Genomic DNA, 21,108 nt, shown 5'->3' on the forward strand with positions numbered 1-21,108 from the left:
CTCTCTGTGCGACTTCTTTGATAACTTCTGTAGACGATGAAATTAAGTGAAATTGTTGCAAAGTTAGGTAAGTTAGCAGCATCGGATAGCCTTACTTCTAACCCAGGTTGCGATCCCGACATTACAGGAGTTGCCCCAGTTGAAGAAGCTGCTGCAGGAACGCTGAGCTATATTGAGGGAGCGAAATTTGCTGCTATGGTAGCGAAAACGGCGGCTAGTGCCTTAATTTTGCCCCTCGAACCCGCGCTACAGACGCAAGCAAGCGATCGCGACATTGCTTGGATTGCCACTGCCGAACCCAGGTTAGCGTTTGCTCATGCGATTAAACTTTTTTACCATCCCTTCCAACCGTCGCCCAGAACTCATCCGACTGCGGTTGTTTCCCCTGGCGCAACCATTGGTAAGGATGTTTACATTGGCGCTTACGTTGTCATTCATGCAGGTGTAAAAATCGGCGATCGCGCCTGCATTCATCCCAATGTCGTCATTTATCCAGACGTGACAATTGGCGATCGCACTGTCTTACACGCTAACTGCACCATCCACGAACGCACCCAGATTGGTACGGATTGCGTCATTCACAGCGGTGCGGTCATCGGTGCGGAAGGCTTTGGCTTTGTTCCCACGCCCCAAGGCTGGTTCAAAATGGAACAGTCCGGTTGTACGATCCTCGAAGATGGCGTAGAAGTCGGCTGCAACAGCACCATCGATCGCCCTGCGGTAGGAGAAACCCGCATCGGACGCAATACTAAGTTAGATAACCTAGTCCATATCGCCCATGGCTGTCGAGTCGGGCAAAATTGCGCCTTTGCCGCCCAAGTAGGCTTAGCAGGGGGCGTGCAAGTCGGCGATCGCGTTATTCTAGCAGGTCAAGTCGGCGTTGCCAATCAGGTAAAAATCGGAGACGGCGCGATCGCAACTGCCCAAAGCGGCATTCACAATGATATCCAACCGGGCGAAATTGTCTCTAGCAGTCCCGCCGTTCCCAACAAATTATATTTAAAAGTTTCCGCCATTTATAAGCGTCTTCCCGAAATGTATCAAACCCTAAAACGCCTTCAGAAGAAATTGGGCGATGACTAATACCATTTTGGATTTTGTAAGCCAAACTATTAATACACTGTTTGAATCCATTCCCATTGTTGCGTCAATCCTTCAATTAAGGAGACTTTAGGATACCATCCTAAAAGCGTTTTTGCCTTGGAAATATCTGCTCCAGTATGACGGGCATCTCCTCTAGCCATCTCCAAATAGTTTCTTTGAATCGGAATTGCTGCGATCGCTTCAATTTTATCCAACACATCGGTCAATACAACTCTACTGCCGCCGCCAATATTAAAAGCTTCGCCAATAGCCTCCGGAACGGTTGCTGCCGCTAAATTCGCTTCTACTACATCGCTGACAAAGGTGAAATCTCGCGTTTGTTGTCCGTCTCCATATATCGGAATTGGCGCACCTACCATTGCTGCTTTAAAAAATTTATGAAATGCCATATCAGGACGTTGGCGAGGTCCGTAGACGCTAAAGTAGCGAAGGGCTGTCACTGGAACTTGAAAATTTCGGTAGTATAAAAAACATAAATATTCTGCTGCCAATTTAGTAATGCCATAGGGGGAAGTAGGCTGAGGACAAATTGATTCTGGAGTCGGCAGAGTTTCTGCATTCCCGTAGATCGACGAGCTAGAGGCAAATACCAGTCGCTTGAGGGATTTGGACTCTTTGGCAGCTTCTAAAATAATTTGAGTAGCGTTAATGTTGCGTTCTGTATAGTGACGGAAACTTTCGCCCCAGCTTGCCCGTACTCCAGCCTGAGCTGCCTGATGATAGAGGGTTTCTGCATTCGCCAACAGGTCTTGCCAATTCAACTCATGAATCGACCCTTCTATTAACTCAAAAGAAGAGTAACTCTCAAGAGATGAAACATTTCTACGCTTAAAGCTAGGCTCGTAGTAATCATTAAATTCATCAATACCGATTACTCTCTCCCCTTGTTTGAGTAACGCTTCAGCTAGGTGCGAGCCGATAAAACCTGCGACTCCAGTTACTATTGAAGTTGTCATAAGGCTAAAAAAGATAAATAAAAACTTTAACTCACTCTACCTAATTTCTGGGTACAATTGGCTGTAAATGCTTGCCGATTGGATGCTAACGATCGCGATCGCAAGAGTTTTAGATTTCTCACATTCCAACCAAAATTCAGAATTTTTCAAGAATCTAAAGCTTTTTTCTGGTGGCGATCTGATAGACGACGCGCAGCCTAAATTTCTACCTCGACAGACTGATGTGTTTTTTGGTAAAGTAGTAAAAATATAACCAACTGCAAAAATTTTAAGCGAGCAGCACAATTTATAGAACGTAAATACCGATGGTTGGTGACACTAATTATTCGGGTCGAGCGACTAAGATATGAAAATTGCCTTTATTGTTAGTCATTTTCCAGTTCTATCGGAAACGTTTATTTTAAATCAAATTGTCGGCTTACTCGATCGCGGATATGAAGTTGATATTTATGCAGACCAAATAGGTAACAATTCTAAAATCCATCCAGAGGTAGAAAAATATCGCCTCCTAGAACGAACCTACTATTTGCCTCAAATCCCAAACAATCTCTGGTGGCGGTTATTTAAAGGAATCGGATTGCTGTTAGCGAACGGCGATAAAGACCCCAGGTTATTTATGCGATCGCTTAATTTTATTAACTATGGCAAGCAAGCTTTCTCATTATATTTACTCTACACGGCAATCCCTTTACTGAAAAAAACATACGACATCATCCATTGTCAGTTTGGAACGCAGAGCTTTAGAGGGATGGCATTTCGTGTTATGAACTCTCCCGACAGCAAACTCATTACAGCATTTCGCGGCTACGATCTCTCTGAGATGCTTCAAAGAAAAGGATCTCGCGTTTACGACGAACTATTTAAAGAAGGCGATTGTTTTTTACCCAATTGCGACTATTTAAAGCAGCTAGTCCTCAAGCTTGGTTGCAGCGAACAAAAAGTTATCGTGCATCGGTCGGGAATCGATTGCCGTCGGTTCTTCTTTACCCCGCGCCACTTGCCTCCAGATGGTCGGGTTCGGATTGTCACCATCGGTCGTTTCGTCGAAAAAAAAGGTATAGAATATGGCATTCGTGCCTTTGCCAAGATTGCTCAAGCCAATCAAAATATTGAGTACAACATTATTGGCGACGGAGCTTTGCGGCAAAAATTACAGCAACTCATTGAGGCACTAAATGTGAGTGAAAAAGTGAAGCTGCTGGGTTGGAAACATCAGGAAGAGTGTATTAAAATTCTGAACGACTCGCACATTCTCATCGCAGTGAGCGTGACGGGTAAAGACGGCGATCGAGAAGGTATTCCCAATGTCCTAAAAGAAGCAATGGCAATGGGTTTGCCAGTCATCAGCACTTTCCACGCAGGCATTCCCGAACTGGTTGAAGATGGGATTTCAGGCTTTCTAGTTCCAGAGTGCGACGTAGATGCCACAACCGAGAAGTTAGGCTACCTCATCGAGCATCCAGAAATCTGGTCTGAAATGGGTCGAGCTGGTCGCGCGCATGTAGAAAAATATTTTGACACGCACTCACTTAACAATGAGCTAGTAGAAATTTACCAACAATTACTAAGCTCACAGGAGAGCCAGCAATTAACGCAAGAATATCTCGTGAGTCAAGGATGAAAAATTTGCAGTCAAAAGAGAGGATTCGGATGCCACCTGAGATAGTTCACACGCCTGAGAGCTTGCTCAGACATCCAGTTCAACTCTTTAAACAGATGTGGCGAGACTTGCTCGCTTCTCGCGAACTCGCTTGGCGACTCATGGTGCGAGATCTTAAAGCTCAATACCGTCAGTCATTTTTGGGGATTGCCTGGGCATTTTTACCGCCAATCTTTATGGCAGCCGGATTTACGCTCGCGAATGATGCTAAGGTTATCAGCGTGAGCGTCACAGATATACCCTATCCAGCCTATGTAATGTTCAGCACGGCACTTTGGCAGACTTTTGTGGAAGCGTTAAATGGTCCGGTGCAAGCGGTGACATTGGCGAAACCAATGCTAGCCAGAGTCAATTTTCCGCGAGAAGCAATTATTTTAGCCAAGTTAGGCGAGGTGTTTTTCAACTTTGCTATCAAGCTGATTCTAATTGTGGCACTATTTGTCTGGTTTAGGGTTCCCGTTAGTTGGACGGTAATTTTGGCTCCTGTGGCACTGATTCATTTAATTATGCTGGGGACATTAATCGGTATGCTACTCTCTCCACTCGGAGCTTTATATCAAGACGTGTCAAAGGGCATAACGATGGCGACAGGATTCTGGCTGTTTTTGACTCCAGTCATTTATCCGGTGCCAAGCCAGGGAACTTTTGGAGTGTTAGTAAAACTGAATCCTGTCACCCCTCTGTTGGTAACAACGCGCGAGTTGGCAACAACCGGAGTCATCTCACAACCATTGGGATTTTGGATAGTAAGTATTATGACCATCGTTGGCTTAGTGCTAACATGGATTGCCTTTCGCCTAGCGCTACCTTACGTTATTGAGAGGATAAGTTCATAATGCTAAATGAGATTCAAGATAGACAAATTGACGCTCAGCCTGAGAATACAGACATAGTTGTCTCTATTGAAAATATTTCTAAAAAGTTTTGCCGAGATTTGAAAAAGTCTCTATTTTACGGCGTTCGAGATATTGCTACAGATTTAGTTGGAGGTCGAAGAAAAAGCGATCGCTTGCGAAAGGGTGAGTTTTGGGCATTAAAAGACGTTAGCTTTCAACTGCGGCGAGGTGAAGCACTAGGCTTAGTCGGGGCAAACGGTGCTGGTAAAAGTACGCTATTGCGTATTATTAGCGGACTAATTAAGCCAGATACCGGATGTGTGAGAGTGAGAGGTCGATTGGCTCCGCTAATTGCGCTAGGAGCGGGATTTAATCCAATTTTGACGGGAAGAGAAAATGTTTATGCCAACATGTCGATCTTGGGTTTGTCTACTAAAGAAATTAATGAAAGATTTGATGCAGTTGTCGATTTTGCGGAAATTGAAGATGCGATCGACGCACCAGTGCAGAGCTATAGTTCTGGAATGTCGGCACGGTTGGGGTTTGCCAGCGCCATTCATACACAGCCAGATATTCTTTTAATCGATGAAGTTTTGGCTGTGGGAGATATTAAATTTAAGGCTAAATGTTATCGCAGGCTACATGAGCTAAACCAACAAGGCGTGTCTTTCATCTTAGTTAATCACAACACGCAGGCTATTTTAAATGTATGCGACTCTGCAGTTTATCTATCAAAAGGTCAACTGGTTGCTTTCGGGGATACAGGAACAATTCTCAATCAGTATGAAAAAGATTTATTTTTAGAAGGGAGGGAAAACACGCCAGGAGTTTTGTATTTACCAAAAAAGTTAGAACATGAAAGTTTGGGTTTGGATTTAATTTCAATTTATTTCAAATCTCTTGAAGGTGATATTGTCGAATCGATTATTAGTGGCGAACCCATCATTTTCTGCATAAATTTCCGCGCTCATAAAAAATTTAGTGATGTTAATGTTCACTTAAAAATTACAGAATTACGCAAACAAGGCAATCCAATTTTGTTTTTAAGTAATAAAAATGATGGAAAACCTTTTGAAGCAGGGATAGGAGAGCATGAAATCCAGCTTAAAATTCCTTATCTAAGCTTAGTACCAGGTGCATATACTATGAGCATTAAGCTTAAAGAAGGAGCGCTAGGCACTCTTGATTTGGTTGAATCTTTTAAGTTTACTGTTAAATCAGATATTAATATGGGAATAAGTTTAATTAATCAACAAAGGTCGTGGGAAATTGCGAGCAAACAATAAAAGGAATGATTAGTTCTCAAAGTTCTAATTTTAAAGGGCGAGTAGTGTTTGCTATTGGTACGGGTCGCTGTGGCACTGAATTTATTTCTAGGGTTATCAATTTAGAACCAATTGTTTCTTCAGTTCACGAACGCAATCCCTTGAATGAAACCTTTCATCGCTACTGTAAATGGTATGGTTTGCCAGTGGATAGCGAGGGATTTTTACAAACAAAAGAATACGAAATTCAACAGGATTTAGAAAATTATCTTTTTTCTTTCGAGGCAAGCGCTCATCTTTCCCTCTCTATTCAAGAACTATACGATCGCTTTAAGTCCAAATTTCTTCTCCTAATCCGCTCTCCAGAACGGGTTGTGAATTCCTATTTAAAGAAAGGATGGTACAACAAACCCGTCATACGAGCTAATCCCAATCTGGCACCAGGCTATCAAGATTACTGCGCGTCTTTCCATCACTCTCTAGGACGAATTATGCCCTCTGGAGAGAAGTTCCTGCACTGGAACCAAATGAGCCGCATCGGAAAAATTGCTTGGTACTGGAATGCACTTAATGCTAAAGTTCTCGAACAGTTTGAGCGCATACCCGAAACTCACTGGCGCATAGAAAAGCTCGAAGATTTTTCCTACAGCCGCTATCTAGAAATTGCCAAGTTTTTTGGCTTTCAGTCGGCGATCGCGCCGGAAATATACGAGCAATTATCGCTACGCCGACCCAATGCTAAATCTCACGTTCCTACTATTGCTACCTGGAATAGTACTGAGATTAGCGAGTTTGAGGCAGAGGTAGAGCCGATGGCTAAAAGGTTTGGTTACGAATACAAGGTGAATCATTTACCCATTCCCCAGCCACAACAAGATTCAACAGAGCAAACCCCATTAAGCCAGTTAGGACATCGCACTAAGAAGTTGGCAGTGAGTACACTCAAGAGTATCGGTCATACTTTAATGCCCAATGCGAGGCAGGAAAAGAAGGATTAAAGGATTAGATGTAGCGATCGTCGCCCATTTTTTCCTTTTTTTTGTACAAACACGATATCTAGCGGCTCTACCAAACTTTTCTTTTAGAGAAAGTAATATGGCAACCTTAAAATCCCTGCTTTATTTGTCTAATGGCAACTTACCTTCAAAAATGGCTCATACAATACAAGTTGCTAAGATGGCACAAGCTTTATCTCAACAGCTCGAAAATTTTGAGTTAGTGACAGGTGGCGATCTTCGATCGGCTTTCACGGGTATGGATGGCGAATTTCAAAATTGGTATGGCTTACATCGCCATTTTAAGCTAGTACGCTTGCCAACACACATTAAGGTAAAGTATCCTTTCCCCCAAGATTATCAAAGTTACAGGTACTTTAAGTTAGTGCTATTGTATGCTTGCCTGAAATCTCCTTCCTTGGTGTTTACTCGCTCGACTCTAATTGCCGATCGCTTGCTAAAAATTGGCGTACCCGTTCTCTGGGAAAAGCACGAACTAATCGACGATAATTCTTCGAGCCGCAAATTTTTTGCTGACAAAAACTTTATCGGTTTCGTTACCATATCGCAACGATTAGCCGATCGCTGTATCAACTCTGGTCTCAGTCCCGAAAAGGTATTGGTCGCTCATAGCGGCGTGGATGTGCAAAGTTTTCTTCCCTACCAAGAAAAACATTTGGCTCGCCAAAAGCTATCCCTTCCTCAAGCTGAAAAAATCATCTTATACTCCGGTCACTTGTACGAATACAAAGGAATTCCAACGCTTCTGGAGACTGCCCGCATGATGCCAGAATGCCGATTTGTTTTGGTAGGAGGATGGGTTGAGGATATCGATCGCGTCAAACAAGAGTGTAACAAACTTAATTTACATAACGTACAGCTTGTCGGTCACGTAACGCAAACCGAGTTGGCATCGTATTTATATGCGGCAGATGTCTTAATCGTTCCAACGAGTAAGTACTGGCATTTAGGCGAAACCACCAGTCCTCTCAAACTATTTGAATATATGGTCGTTAAAAGACCGATTGTTGCTTCGGCTTTACCGACTATTATGACAGTATTGCGCGATCGCGAAAACGCTTTGCTAGCAGAGCCTGACGAACCGCTTTCCTTCAAAGACGCGATCGCGAATTTATTGGAGAACCCTATTCTTGCAAATAATATTGCCGAACGTGCTTTCCAAGAGGTACAAAACTTTACTTGGGATAAGCGAGCCAAGCGCATCGTAGAATTTTCAGCAGAAAGGCTAAAAGAAGTCGATCGAGACACAGCCAATCTTGGGAAAAACTTGATTAGATATCTCCAACAAAACCTGAGAGCGGCTTTTACGTGAAATAAGTCGCTCTTCCCTGAGATTTTCCTTTTTGTTTTGAGACCAATAGCTATGCGAATCCTTGTTGCTAGTATCTTTGAAGCCTCATCTCAGAAAGCTCACGTTATTAATACGGTTAAGATGGCTCAGGGCTTTGCTAGGCTGGGGCATGAAGTTACCATTATCTGCTGCCAAGCACCAGAGGGTGCAGTATCGCCCGACAAACTGGCTAAAATATACGGGCTAACGGAACCATTGCGCTGGGTGCAATTGCCCAAGAAAATTCTAGGTCACAAGATTAACGAATATAGGTGGTTTGCTCTACTAGCTTTACCGTTTGTACTTCAGATCCGACCCGATTTAGTTTACGCCCGTAACGATGGCTATCCCGGATTAACCGTAACCAGTAAATATGGAATCCCAACTGTTGCTGAAAGCCACGCACATGTGGGCACCAACACAATTCCCTTCCTGAGTCTGGTAGAACTCACCCGCGATCGCGCTTTCCTTGTGTGGGTAACGATATCCCATCGTCTGGTTGACTACTACCATTCTCTGGGCGTGCCTAAAGATAAGCTAATCGTACTTTGTGATGCAGTCGATCTAAAATTTTTCCAACGCCCAGAACACTTGCCACCAAGTCCTTATTCAGGAAATCGGGCAAACGTCGCTTATGTAGGGCATTTATATGATTACAAGGGAATTCCCACAGTCCTAGAAGCCGCAGCCAAGCTACCCGACATACACTTTCATTTAGTAGGCGGATTGCCAGAGGATATTAACAGGCAACAGAAACGAGCGCAGGAACTCAAGTTAGACAATGTCACTTTCCACGGACTCCAGCCACAAGTAGAAGTGCCAAAGTTTCTCTGGCATGCAGATGTCTTGCTTCTTCCCCCTTCGCAACACCATCCGAGTGCTGCTTGGACGAGTCCTGTCAAGTTAGGCGAGTATTTGGCATCTGGCACTCCGATAGTTGCTACCGATATCCTGGCTCTAAGAGACTGGTTAACCGACGATGAAGTTGAATTTGTAGAACCCGACAATCCCGAAGCGCTTGCTAAAGGGATTGCGAACCTGTTATCTAATAAGCAACGAGCAGAACAGCTTCGAGTATCTGGGCTTGGTAAGGCTCAGGAGCTATCTTACGAAAAAAGAGCGGCAGCAATTCTTAAGTACTGCAAAAAAGATACTCCCTCGCTAAAACAAAGACTTTGAAGATGGGCAATCTGCTACTCTTTGTTTGAGATAATGTCTTAATTGTGAAAGCATACGAAAAATAACTGACCAAATAATTCGTAATTCGTAATTCATGGTACAAGCCTCTCCTTGAAAAGAGAAAAATAATGATTATTTTATAGGGATTTTAAATATGAACAAATTGTTTTTAACAGAAAAAATCAAAAACGTAATAGCACCAGAGAAACCAAAGATATTTTTTATGCATATCCCTAAGACGGGAGGTAGTTCTGTAGATAGTGCGATCGCTCGTTTTTACAAAAGAAGCTCTTACAATGTCGATCCTGCTTTTTCAAAAACAGCCTCAAAAATACTATGCAACCCCGATAATGCTTCAAGTCGAGACTATAACATGTTTGTTTTTAGACAGTATTTAGCCCTTCATGAAATGGTTAAAGGAACAAAATATATTAGCGGTCACGTGCGTTTTAATTTAGATATCTGGAATGCTTATCAGAGCCAATATGCTTATATAACTATTTTAAGAAATCCTATAAAAAGATATATCTCTCAATATTTTTATGATGCTTTTAAAAAAGACGATCATGCAAGAGTAAGTGAAGATTTGCCAAATTATCTTAGATCGAATAAAGGAAAAGAAAGAGGTCATTCTTATATTAACTACCTCAGCAATGCTTCGTCTCAAGAGACTTGTAGCGTTCAAGAAAAACTTAAACTAGCGAAAGATAATTTAGATAAATTTCAGTTGGTTGGTTTTTTGGAGCATATCAATATTTTTGTTGAAAGATTTAAAAATCAATTTGGATTGAGTTTAAGAATCCCTCACAAAAATAAAAATCCCATTTCTCGTCCGCAGGTAGATGACAAGATGATTCAACAGATTGAGGAAGTATGCGAACCTGACATAGAACTTTATGAGTATGCTAAAAAGAAGTATCTTTCGGAGATTCTGCCTCTGTGAGTGATGCGATCGCCTGAAAATTTCATGGGATAATAAATTGTGCTGACGAGTTAAATCCCTGAGAAATTCCGTGTCAACCGAACAGCGTAAAATTGGCGTAGCAGTAGTCGGGACGGGTTTTGGTAAAGCCATCCATATCCCTGGATTTCAGCACCATCCGCGCACCGAAGTCGTCGCCGTTTACAACCGCGATTTGGGAAAAGCAAAAGCGATCGCAGATTCCCATAACATTCCCTACGCCTATAACCAACTAGAGAAAATTCTTGCCTTACCCGAAGTTGAGGCGGTCAGTATTTCCACCCCGCCATTTCTGCACTACGAGATGGGAAAAATGGCACTAGAGGCAGGAAAGCATCTCTTGTTGGAAAAGCCGATGAATATGTCGGCGCAGGAAACTAGAGAACTGTATCATCTAGCGGCGAAAAAAGGCTTGGTAGCGACGGCTGACTTTGAATTTCGCTTTGTTCCCGCGTGGCAACTCCTAGCCGAATACCTCCAACAAGGCTATGTCGGACAAACGCGCTTGATTAAAATCGATTGGTTGGTAGCCAGTCGCGCCAATCCCGAACGCCCTTGGAATTGGTACTCTCGCAAAGATATGGGAGGAGGCGCGTTAGGGGCAATCGGTTCCCATGCCTTTGATTATATTAACTGGCTTTTTGGTTCGGTGCAGCGATTGTGCGCTAATTTAACTTGCGCCATTAAAGAACGACCCGATCCCAATGCAGGAGGGGAATTAAAACCCGTCGATGCAGACGATACCTGTTTGATAATCTTAGAGTTGGCAGATGGCACCCCCTGTCAACTATCGATTAGTTCGGTGACGTATCAAGGACGGGGACATTGGCTAGAAGTTTACGGCGATCGCGCTACGTTAGTCTTAGGCAGCGACAATCTTAAGGATTACATACATGGCTTTCGCTTAATGGCTGCACCTGCCGGAAAATCGCTTGCAGAAGTAGAAATTCCTAAGCGGTTGGCGTTTCCTCAAGTCTTTACCGATGGACGTTTGGCACCGTTTATTCGCGTGGTCGATCGCTGGGTAGAATCTATCGATGCGGGAGAATCTTTGGTTCCTTCTTTGCGGGAGGGGGTTTATTCTCAATTGCTGATGGATTTGACACATCAATCGAACGAACATCGCTGTTGGGTGAATGTGCCCGATTTGGATGCGTTTTTATCTGATGTAGAGACGCGAGAGAATTAATAACGCCTTTTAAATACACTGAGGCTACAGCTTTAATTCAGCTACTATATTGCTGACTCATTGCTTTGACTTTCTCTCTAATGCGATCGCGCACGATTTCAGGAGAAACAACCGCGCAGTCTTCCCAATACTTTGAGATATCTCGGAAAAACCAGAAGGTACTAAAAATATTCCTCACTACTCGTCTAATGGGCGGATTGCCTTCGAGATCGCCGATCGTTTCATCTTCACCTGTATTGTCATGATAGGCAAAAGCGAGCCTCCCGGACAAGTGAAATTCTACAGCAATTCTTTCTAAATCTTGTTTCCAAGGGCGAGCGATCGCAACGACAGCCGCTTCTTGAATTCTATCTAGCCGCAGCGTCCAATTGTGACAAAGTTCGTCTATATCTTCATTTCCTTCAAATTCTTCGCAGCGACAGACTAGATATTCTCTTTTTGTTTCTAATAGTCGAATCTGCGCGTGTACGATAGTGTACTCCCAAAGGCGATCGGCTGCATCCCGATAAGACAGGCAAAAAGGTTGCTGTTGGTGGATGAAGTTATCAATTTGTCGTCGCCATGCAGGTTGAGGGTTTTTGAGAAACTGTTCGATTTCTGCTCTCAAGGGAATCGTAAGTTCGCTACGTTCCTGAAGTATTTGGGCAATTTCTCTCGCTTCAGGGATTTTTCCTAAATCTAATAGCGCTTTTCTAGCTGTTTCTAACCCTTGTATGCGATTTTGCGTCCAATCGTGATTGGGCGCGATCTGAAGGTGATGGCGCGCGATCGCTTCGATGAGTTTGGAGATGTTCGGGCGATCGCCCCAAGTCATTCCAAATTCTAAAGCCAGTTCTTCTAGTGCTTTCTTATCTCGTTCTGAAACAGACAGGGTAATTGACTGACCTTTACGTCCCATATTTGTACGTACATTTTATAAGTATTTTATCTTGACTATCTCTATTTTGAGGAACAAAATAGGAAATATCAATTAATCAAGTACACATTTTTAGTATAAAAGAGAGGTAAGTAAAGAAAATTTACTATCTCGCACTTTTTTCGATCCGAATGCCTGTTTTGGGAAACCTAATAAAAACTGACGAGGTGAAAATCATGTCGCGGCTTTTGAACCGCCAGCCGGAAACTTTAGAAGAGAAATATTTTAGAGATATTCGTCCAACTTTATACGAACGACACGCAAAACATTACCAGTATGGTGTCAGAAAAGGAAGAACGCTAGCAGAACATCTCGACTCAGCTTGTCAATTTGTCTTAACGGTTAGTCGAAAAGCAAAAGTTTCAGAAGATAAGCGACCTTTATTATTAGCTGCAACGGCTGTTCACGATCTCAATAAATTAGATTCATTAGGGAGAAATGTCAAAAAGTTGGCTAGAGATCTAGACTTTTTACAGGAGCAGTTGAAGTTAGCTTGCGTCTCAGATTTTGTCTCTACTGAAGAGGATTTTGAGCTAGTTAGAAAACTAATCGAACGGCATTCAGGTCATAATGCCAGCGATGGCATGAGATTTTTTCCTGAAGATGAGGCAATTAAACAATGGACAGCAATGCTCATTGGTGCAGATTTATTTGACCTTGGTATTCCAGAAGTAGAGCGAATTCGTAAAGTTGAAAATGAATTAACGGTAGCTTTTGGTCGTCCCAGTCATCTATTTAAAGTTAGTATCTCAAAAGACCAAGGTTATATTACTGCCCTACTACTGAGTGCTTGCGAAGAGGTTTTAGGAAAATATGGGCTGACTCCTCTGGCAATTTTTCCAGATGGAGAACTATTTGAGGGAGAAGTTTTACCAAAGCAAGACTTAACTAGAGAAATTGCTATAGTTTGGCAGAAAAACATCGATCGCGTTTTTAGTGGCAATATCGAACAACTCGTCCGTCCCACTAAAGATGGAATTAAAGTCGATCCTAAAGCGATTCAGCAAAATTTAGAAGAAGCTCTCATTTGCGTTTGCTCGCTTCTTGAAAAGAAAAAAGCAGGGTTTAAGTTAGATAAAGTTAGCCAAGATATTAACAAATGGGGCAATACAGTAGGCGAAAACGCTTTAACTATAGCCAATAATTTAGGTTTGCTACCCGTTACTAATCCAGAAGAATTTGCTATATCAGAAGGCTTAAAAGCTGCTTATCTAAGCTATAGAGAAGTTAAAATTAGAGAAGTTAAAATTAGCCCTCAAGAAGTTTGGAATCGAATTGCCATTCAAGTAGGTTTGTCTGAAGAGCAAAGAAAGGCACTCGAACCATTTAATGCTCAATATGGACGCTGTTTATTTGCCGCCAAAGCAGCCTCAGCAGGAATGGAAGGCGTGATAGCATCACTGAGAGAATCTTTTGAGATGCGAAAAGGAAAACAATCTGAAGACTCAAACTCGGAAGTTTCTAAGGAGATAATTGCAGAAGTACGTCGCAGTCTAAATTTACCTCATTCGAACAATTGGAAAGGAATTGATGAACTAAATACTTATATTAATGCCAATCCTCGACAACGCTGTTCTTTAGGCACTCCTTCTACTCAGATAGAAGAATTAATTTCTAATAATATGCCGCCGGGAACAAAAGTTCAATCTTTCTCTAATCGCTTACCTGGCGGAATGAGTGCGGAACCAAAAAGACGAGCAAACTCAATAGCCGTTTTAGCTTATCAATTAATGGCAGTTGGGGCTAATTTTCCAGCAATCAACAAACAAGATCCACTTTATTTACACTTTACTTTACCTCAAGGAACTTGTCCAGAATTACTGAGAATTTGGCGACAATTTTTATACCAGGCTGCTGCTACTAATACAGAAGGAGGAACAGTAACCGTTGATGAATTAAAGCTCTATCGAGATAATATTTTGGAATTTAAAGCCAATAAAGTCGTTGGTTTTGCTTTTCCTAAACGTCCTGATTTCATCCATTCGACTGTTATCATTCCTGTCGTTTGGGGAGATGTTAATGCATCTGTTGCTCTTCTAAAATCTCTGAGATTAGCTTTAGAACTCTCTTTATCTTTTGATTTTGGTTTCCCTTTTACAATTAGCGGAAATTTAGAGGTAGAAGCTTGGGGCGATCTTTATGGCAGAGTTGAAGGAATCCCATCAACGCTACAACCTCTCCTTAAAAATGGACAGTATCTTCGTCAAGACGCAGAAGAAATTCTGAAAAGATTACGAGATATTGGAAAACTTTCAGTCTTGGTTTCTAGCCCTCAGAATCGAGATGATTATCTTTACGATCTAGCTCGTGCGGCAAAACGCCCTCTCGATTTTTACTATGTCTTATTTCGTTGGATTTTACGCGAACAAGACGAGCCAAATTGGGAATACTATTGGAGTCGGATTTGCCAACCATTAAATAGTTTACTAAAGAGTCTTATGCAGGACAAACGCGAACAACTGATGACTAAGTACCTCAAAGAAGCTGCTCAAATTGCAGCAGAAGCAAAACTCTGGGGAAGTTCATTTAAAAGAACCTCTCAAGTCGAACCGTTTAGTGATTTTATTGCAGCTATTCGTGCAAGAAAAACTCATCTCCCGTGGGAAGTTGTTTTTGCTTCTTTGGTTCAAAATTATCATACTCGTCTCGATCGCATTCGAGAACATGGTGTTGGAACAACTAAATACGAGCAAATCAAAAAGTATTATGAGGTTTTGAGAAACCTGTTTTCTGAAGTCTATCAAGAGCGTCCCGAAAAACTTTTAGCCGATCGCAAAACTCTTGAACCTGCTTATTTATTTTTCCTTCAAGAAGCTCGCCAGCAACTTAAGAAATTATCTGAAACTGAATCGCTTGAAACCATCGAATCTAATTAATAGGAGATAGTTATGACTGTTGAAAAACTCACCCCATTTCTTGCGCCAACTTATGAAAATTTTCCTAAAGGACGCACGATTGGATTAGTTGTTCTTAGAACAACTCACTCCGAAACAATTTTTCGGACAGAAGGTTCGGGCGAACCAATGTGTAGTGAATTTGTGCGATCGGGAATAGAGGATAAAAATATTATTTCTCGTTTGGTAATGACCAAGCGCAAACAAGTTGCACCCGAAAGACGGCGAGGACGGGAATTCTTGCGCTCTCATAATCTTCTTTATACCAGTCCTAAAGGCGATTCGATTTGCTCTCTCAATACGAATGCTCCCTGTGAAATGTGCATTGATTGTTTTCTCTACGGTTTTGCTGCCGGAGGCGAAGGCGCACAAAAAAGTCGCGTTTGGACTGAGGATGCATTTAGCGTGTTACCGAGTACGGAGTTAGTCGGCGATCGCACAATTAATGCAATCTTTGAAAATGGGACGATGCGGGATGAAAATGGGACAGCTTCAACCGCCCTCAATACCAGCGAATATATCAAACCAGGCGTTCATTTTCTCGATATTGTCACGCTCAAAGATGTAACCGCCGACGAGTTGCGTTATGTCTTAGGTAACATTCTGCTAACCACTCGCTATGGTGCAGTGTCTAGTCGAGTTGGGCGCATGGAAAATGAGATTTTAGGGGTTTTTGGCGGAATTGCGGAACTTCCGAGTTCTCTAGAGTTAGTACAAGCAGTTCACGATCGCCTAAAAGCTTCAGGAAAACCTGTAGAACATCCTCTCAATACTAACGAGTTAATTTCTGCAACCAAGCAAGCGATCTCAACTTGGATAAATAAGCGAGGAATATCTATGCAACTTTCTGAAGATGAATTAAATAATTTAATTGCTGATGTCGATCGCCATTTATCGCCAAACGAACAAGAGAATTTTCTCAAACGCTTAGATAGATCTTACGAAAATTTCCGTCGTTCTCCTGCGGAAATAGAGACCAAAAAAGACAAAAAGAAGAAAGCAACCTAATTCTTTCAAAGTGATTTCAACGCCCGTTTTCTTGAAATAGAGACCAAAAAAGACAAAAAGAAGAAAGCAACTACGACAATTTTAGACGAAGCTTAATTTAAAGTGTAATAAAAATGCAACTCAACAACACCATCTTTTTAGATGTTGAGTTGCATTCTTCTAAACAAATAGATCGGATATTATGCAACAGCTAGAACTATCATTTAATCCAGCTAAAAAAACTTCTTGTCCAACTTATACAAAAGCTCAACTCATTGAATTATGGTGTGCCGAACCCGTATTTTTCGCTTCTAGAGAGTTATCAGATACTTATTATACTGAAGGCGTAATTGGCAATTATGCACTTGCCTATGGATTTGGATGGGCGCGATCGCCTTATCGCCTGATAGGTGCGGCAACAGGAAGACCTACCTACGTTGAAGATTTATCCCCTTTAGATTGCTATGTATTACCTGCTTGGTCAGATAAAGTTTCATTTCGTTTTGAACGTTTTAATGCGCTTTCTGATGCTTATTGGTATGCAATGACGAATAATCGCGTTGCAACTTCCCGTGAAGATTTACCTCTAAAACGAACGGGTAAAAAACCGAATACTTACAGACCAAGTAATTTTCCCCAAACTGGACGGTTACGAGCGATCGAACGGGGAAACTCTTTTCAAACCATTGTCTTTGGAGAGCGAGAATTACCCGAATATATCCGTTTAGGTAAGTTTATGAGTAAGGTACGAATCAGGATTTTAAAAGACCTAGATATCATTTCTTTACCTATTGGTGAATATGACAGCGAAACTTACCTCAATTCAGCCGATCTACCTAATATTAATTTGCTCGCTTTTGATTTAGTCAATATGCCTCCTGTCTCCCTCTTAAAAAATCTTCGCTTTCGAGGAGAAGCATGGCAAGTTGGTGAATTTATCGTTCCCATCAATTTAAAATTTTGTGGTGGAGATCGAAACAATGGCTAATGAAAAACTACTAATTACCTTAGAACCTAAAAGCATTGCAGCGTGCGCTCCTCTTCCCGAACAACTATCTTTTATGGGTAGAGCATTACAACATCAAGTTGATGTTTTTGAACGATCTCGTAACCACGATATCATCCTAGATTTAGCTCCTACTGGGACGGGAAAAACGAGAGCAGGTTTAACTGTTTTGTTATACGAACCTAACAAGAGTGCAGTTTATATCGCTCCGACAAATGCTTTAATTACTCAACAAACAAAAGCTGCCGAAAAGTTTATTTGTGAAGCGGGTTTGCCTCACGTTGTTAAATCCGTTTCAGCACAAGAAATTAAGAATTGGTCTAGCGATCGCGTTGGTAAACGTTCGGGAGAAAAAATTTACAACCTTTTGCGTAATCCGGCAACTGTTTTTCCAGAAGTCGGAGCGAATAGACCCATTTTATTAGTAACTAACCCCGATATTTTTTACTATGCCACATTTTTTGCTTATAACAAACATGATAAAAGTAACATAGCCAGTGAGTTTTATAGCAAATTTTCAACCATTATATTCGATGAGTTTCATCTTTATAACGCCAAGCAACTTGTTAGCTTATTTTTCTATCTGGCTTTATCTTTTATCTTTGGATTTTTTCAGCACGGTAGACGAGTCGTTTTACTCACTGCTACTCCAGATAAAGCGTGCGAATCAGCTCTAAAAGCCCTAGAAAAACAGGGTGTGAAAATAGCTAGAATTGATGGAGAAAGTACAACTGCTAATCAGTTGCCTTCACAAACGGCTGTTAATCTAGAAATTCGACCTCAGCTTGACAAACAAGAATGGTTGCTTGAAATTGCCAATGAAGTCGAAAAGCGTTTTCGAGAACAACCCAATCGAAATGGTGCAGTTATTCTTGATTCTAAATATAATATCGATCGCCTAGCTACTTTATTGAAAACTAGAGGATTACAAAAATATTATGGACGAATTACAGGATCTACTCCATTTCAGGATCGCCTATCAGCCGCTCAAAAACCTATTATTTTAGCTACCAGTACCGTTGACGTAGGCTTTAACTTTGAAAAAACTCCCGAACCTTCCCGACAAAATTTAGATTGGCTAATTTTTTCAGCAAAAGATCGTTTCTCGTTTTGGCAAAGAATTGGAAGAGTTGGGCGTGTACTAGGTAAAACTGAAACGGATATTTGTTCGGAAGCTATTGTCTATTTACCGCCAAAAGCTTGGGAACAAGGAATTACTTCTTTGAACTGTTCTGGCGGAAGAAAAGAGCTGCAACAAAAGTTAGAAACGATCGCTTGTCTCGATCGCCCTTTTTTAGAAATTTATTGGCGATCGGAAGCCTTCTTAGAAATTGCTCGTCCTTTATTAGAACTAGAAGAAAGTCTTGAGGGATTACCTAATATTAATTTCATCCCCAAACTTTATCAAGCAATGCAACTTATTCTCGGTGGTAGACGAGACTGGAATTACTACCGCTATCGCATGAAAGCATTAAAAGGAGCGGAAGAAATCAGTAATCTTCGTATCGAGGATATTCAAAAGGAGTTGCAATATATTAAAGGAAGTCGAGCTTTTATCAAATTATTCTTAAAAGTCAAGTATCCCGAACATTTTGAAGATTTGCAGGCAGGAATAACGCCCATAGAATCTTGGGAAGAGGAATTTAAAAAGTATGAGGATGTTTCTACTGAGTTAAAAGAATTTGCTCAACTGTGGCGTGCTAGTTATGCTCCTCTATTTCAGTTTCGAGAAACTTTATTTGAAAATTTAAAAATCCGCGATCCTCATGGTTTTTTACTTGATGAATCGGAGGAAACTATTGTAGATACTATTTATCTGTTACGCTACTGTGAGTTTGCAGAATCCAATGGAGCAAATGAAATTGTTAATTTGGCAGAGCAACCTTACGATTTAAGTTTCGCTTGGCGCTATTTTGGAACGATTGAAGAGTTAAAAAATAAAGACTTAAATAAATTGACAGCTTTGGCAAATTGTCGCATTCAAAGAAGTTTAAAAGGGGCTATTAAACCTACCCCTCTATTGACCAAATTAGAAAAGCAGTTCCTTCCAGGAGTCATTATTTCCACTGAAGTTAATCAGGGAATAATTATTCAACTTAGCAAGCAAGGATTGAAGTCCTATCCTATCTCGGTTAGCTGTAACGATTTTGAGAAAACCTATACATTCTTTCCGGGTTTGTCAGGAATATTAGCGATCGCGATGAGTGGCATAAAACTAAAACTCCCTGACGACGAAGATTTTTATATCATCTAAATCAAAATTGCAATTTTTTCTCTTGTATCAATAATTAGTCTTTTTACCTTTTACTTCTCCCCAATGCCTCACAGTCTCGTCTTAAACCTTCTTCCCCTCTCGCCTATTTCCCCAGGATATTTAAGCGGACAGCACCTCCACGCCCTCTTTTTAACCCTCGTCAGTTCCGTCGATCGCGAATTAGGTGACTATCTCCATAACGATCGCACTGACAAAGCTTTTACCCTCTCTCCTCTACAGATCGATCGCCAACGCCCTTCCCATTGCCTTCAGTGGGAACACGCCAAACCCATTCCCGCAAGAACACCTTGCTGGTGGCGCATTTCCCTACTCGATGACACCTTGTTTGGCAAACTGACGCAATTATGGCTGAACCTTAACCTCGATCGGTCTTGGCATTTAGGATCGGCTGACCTACAGATTACCAGTATTTTAGCAACTGGGCGATCGATGCATCCCTGGGCGAATGCCTGCACCTATTCCCAACTCTACGAACAAGCATCGGAAACGGAACGTACTTTTATGTTTACACTGGCAACTCCAATGGCATTTCGCCAGGGAAAATATGATAGTTCCTTACCAACAAGAGAAGTTGTCTTTAATAGTCTTCTCAGTCGTTGGAATAAATACAGTGGAATTGAAATTTCATCCCTTTCTTTAGACACAATTTTTCCTAGCTTTTTCGATATCCGCACAGAAATTATTACTGATTCTCGCAGCAAATTGATTGGCTGTGTTGGAGAGATTACCTATCGAATTTTAGGAGAAGCAAACTCTTTAACCATTAAACAAATTAATGCCTTAGCAGACTTTGCCCTTTACGCTGGGATGGGTAGAAAAACAACGATGGGAATGGGAATGGCTAGACGTTTACGACCATTAAATTCATTAACAAATTAGCGATCGCTTTAGTTTTTAAACAAAAATGAATGCAGCAGATTATATTCCCATTGCTTCCTTAAATCACTATGCCTATTGTCCTCACCGTTGCTGGCGGATGTTTTGTGCGGGTGAATTTATCGATAATCAATATACGATTGAAGGAACGAGTTTGCACGAACGAGTTCATACCTTCTCAGAATAAAACCGTGAAGATAAATGGCAAATTAGAGCGGTTTGGTTAAAATCAGAACGATATCAATTGATTGGTAAATCTGATTTAATTGAAGCAGAATCTGGACAATTATATCCAGTTGAATATAAGCGAGGAAGTCGAGGTGAATGGGATAATGATGAACTGCAAGTCTGTGCCCAAGCCCTATGTTTAGAAGAAATGACAGGACAAAAAATTACTACAGGTTATGTTTATTATGCCCATTCTCATCAACGTCAATTAGTCGAAATCTCTGAGGAGTTAAGAGCAAAAACTCAGGCGACAATTGAAGCAGTAACAACTTTATTAGAAACCGGAATTATGCCTAAGGCTATTTATAGCAAACGATGTCAAGGATGTAGCCTTTATTCTCGCTGTTTGCCGCAAGCAATTGATAAAGTAGGACGCTATCAAGAAGCTGTTTAACCTTAACTCTAGCCCTTTTAGGATAGAAAGATATTG

16 protein-coding genes and 1 pseudogene are annotated in these 21,108 nt (G+C 41.4%); 15 read left to right on the plus strand and 2 right to left on the minus strand.

Annotated elements, in window-relative coordinates; translation table 11 throughout:
* Window positions 1-36: 36 nt before the first annotated feature.
* The gene (gene lpxD, locus NIES593_RS07260) at window positions 37-1,083 is read left to right on the plus strand and encodes a UDP-3-O-(3-hydroxymyristoyl)glucosamine N-acyltransferase (protein ID WP_073598946.1); all 1,047 of its coding nucleotides are present in this window, start codon (window positions 37-39) and stop codon (window positions 1,081-1,083) included.
* A gap of 29 nt (window positions 1,084-1,112) precedes the next feature.
* Here lpxD and NIES593_RS07265 read toward each other — a convergent pair whose 3' ends face one another.
* Window positions 1,113-2,060: an NAD-dependent epimerase/dehydratase family protein gene (locus NIES593_RS07265; protein ID WP_073598947.1), complete on the minus strand. Its 948-nt coding sequence runs from the start codon at window positions 2,058-2,060 to the stop codon at window positions 1,113-1,115.
* Between the two features lie 346 nt (window positions 2,061-2,406).
* Between NIES593_RS07265 and NIES593_RS07275 the strand changes: the two genes are divergently transcribed.
* From NIES593_RS07275 to NIES593_RS07310, 8 genes are all read left to right on the plus strand, one after another.
* Window positions 2,407-3,681, plus strand: coding sequence for a glycosyltransferase (locus NIES593_RS07275; RefSeq protein ID WP_073598949.1), 1,275 nt, complete (start codon window positions 2,407-2,409; stop codon window positions 3,679-3,681).
* Between the two features lie 29 nt (window positions 3,682-3,710).
* The gene (locus NIES593_RS07280) at window positions 3,711-4,556 is read left to right on the plus strand and encodes an ABC transporter permease (RefSeq protein WP_175561066.1); all 846 of its coding nucleotides are present in this window, start codon (window positions 3,711-3,713) and stop codon (window positions 4,554-4,556) included.
* Window positions 4,556-5,842, plus strand: a complete 1,287-nt coding sequence (locus tag NIES593_RS07285; protein ID WP_083602365.1) for an ABC transporter ATP-binding protein — start codon at window positions 4,556-4,558, stop codon at window positions 5,840-5,842. The genes NIES593_RS07280 and NIES593_RS07285 overlap by 1 nt, the downstream gene beginning before the upstream one ends.
* A 5-nt stretch (window positions 5,843-5,847) precedes the next feature.
* Window positions 5,848-6,819 (plus strand): hypothetical protein, encoded by a 972-nt coding sequence (locus NIES593_RS07290; RefSeq protein WP_073598951.1) that lies wholly within the window; start codon window positions 5,848-5,850, stop codon window positions 6,817-6,819.
* A 97-nt stretch (window positions 6,820-6,916) separates the two neighbouring features.
* A complete protein-coding gene (locus NIES593_RS07295) occupies window positions 6,917-8,149 on the plus strand; it encodes a glycosyltransferase (protein ID WP_073599043.1) in 1,233 nt (410 codons plus the stop codon).
* Window positions 8,150-8,200: 51 nt separating this feature from the next.
* Window positions 8,201-9,346 carry a glycosyltransferase family 4 protein gene (locus tag NIES593_RS07300; protein ID WP_073598952.1) on the plus strand — a complete coding sequence of 382 codons (1,146 nt, stop codon included), beginning with the start codon at window positions 8,201-8,203 and terminating at the stop codon, window positions 9,344-9,346.
* A gap of 154 nt (window positions 9,347-9,500) precedes the next feature.
* Window positions 9,501-10,289, plus strand: coding sequence for a sulfotransferase family 2 domain-containing protein (locus NIES593_RS07305; RefSeq protein ID WP_073598953.1), 789 nt, complete (start codon window positions 9,501-9,503; stop codon window positions 10,287-10,289).
* 70 nt (window positions 10,290-10,359) lie between these two features.
* Window positions 10,360-11,496, plus strand: a complete 1,137-nt coding sequence (locus NIES593_RS07310) for a Gfo/Idh/MocA family protein (RefSeq protein WP_073598954.1) — start codon at window positions 10,360-10,362, stop codon at window positions 11,494-11,496.
* Between the two features lie 37 nt (window positions 11,497-11,533).
* Here the strand turns inward: NIES593_RS07310 and NIES593_RS07315 are convergent, their stop codons facing one another.
* Window positions 11,534-12,394, minus strand: coding sequence for a WYL domain-containing protein (locus tag NIES593_RS07315; protein WP_073598955.1), 861 nt, complete (start codon window positions 12,392-12,394; stop codon window positions 11,534-11,536).
* Between the two features lie 194 nt (window positions 12,395-12,588).
* Between NIES593_RS07315 and NIES593_RS07320 the strand changes: the two genes are divergently transcribed.
* The 6 genes and pseudogenes from NIES593_RS07320 to cas4 all read left to right on the plus strand — a co-directional run bounded on the left by NIES593_RS07320 (window position 12,589) and on the right by cas4 (window position 21,072).
* Window positions 12,589-15,288 (plus strand): CRISPR-associated protein Csc3, encoded by a 2,700-nt coding sequence (locus NIES593_RS07320; protein ID WP_073598956.1) that lies wholly within the window; start codon window positions 12,589-12,591, stop codon window positions 15,286-15,288.
* Window positions 15,289-15,300: 12 nt separating this feature from the next.
* A complete protein-coding gene (gene cas7d, locus NIES593_RS07325) occupies window positions 15,301-16,314 on the plus strand; it encodes a type I-D CRISPR-associated protein Cas7/Csc2 (protein WP_073598957.1) in 1,014 nt (337 codons plus the stop codon).
* 181 nt (window positions 16,315-16,495) lie between these two features.
* Entirely contained in the window at window positions 16,496-17,281 is a 786-nt protein-coding gene (cas5d, locus tag NIES593_RS07330) for a type I-D CRISPR-associated protein Cas5/Csc1 (RefSeq protein ID WP_073598958.1), read from the plus strand.
* Window positions 17,274-19,553 carry a type I-D CRISPR-associated helicase Cas3' gene (cas3, locus tag NIES593_RS07335; protein WP_073598959.1) on the plus strand — a complete coding sequence of 760 codons (2,280 nt, stop codon included), beginning with the start codon at window positions 17,274-17,276 and terminating at the stop codon, window positions 19,551-19,553. The genes cas5d and cas3 overlap by 8 nt, the downstream gene beginning before the upstream one ends.
* A 63-nt stretch (window positions 19,554-19,616) precedes the next feature.
* Window positions 19,617-20,453, plus strand: coding sequence for a CRISPR-associated endoribonuclease Cas6 (gene cas6 / locus NIES593_RS07340; RefSeq protein WP_073598960.1), 837 nt, complete (start codon window positions 19,617-19,619; stop codon window positions 20,451-20,453).
* 25 nt (window positions 20,454-20,478) lie between these two features.
* A pseudogene (cas4, locus tag NIES593_RS24810) lies at window positions 20,479-21,072 on the plus strand (CRISPR-associated protein Cas4).
* Window positions 21,073-21,108: the final 36 nt, after the last annotated feature.

Origin of the sequence: Hydrococcus rivularis NIES-593 (genome assembly GCF_001904635.1) — a bacterium.
In the GTDB taxonomy this organism is placed as follows: domain Bacteria; phylum Cyanobacteriota; class Cyanobacteriia; order Cyanobacteriales; family Microcystaceae; genus Hydrococcus; species Hydrococcus rivularis.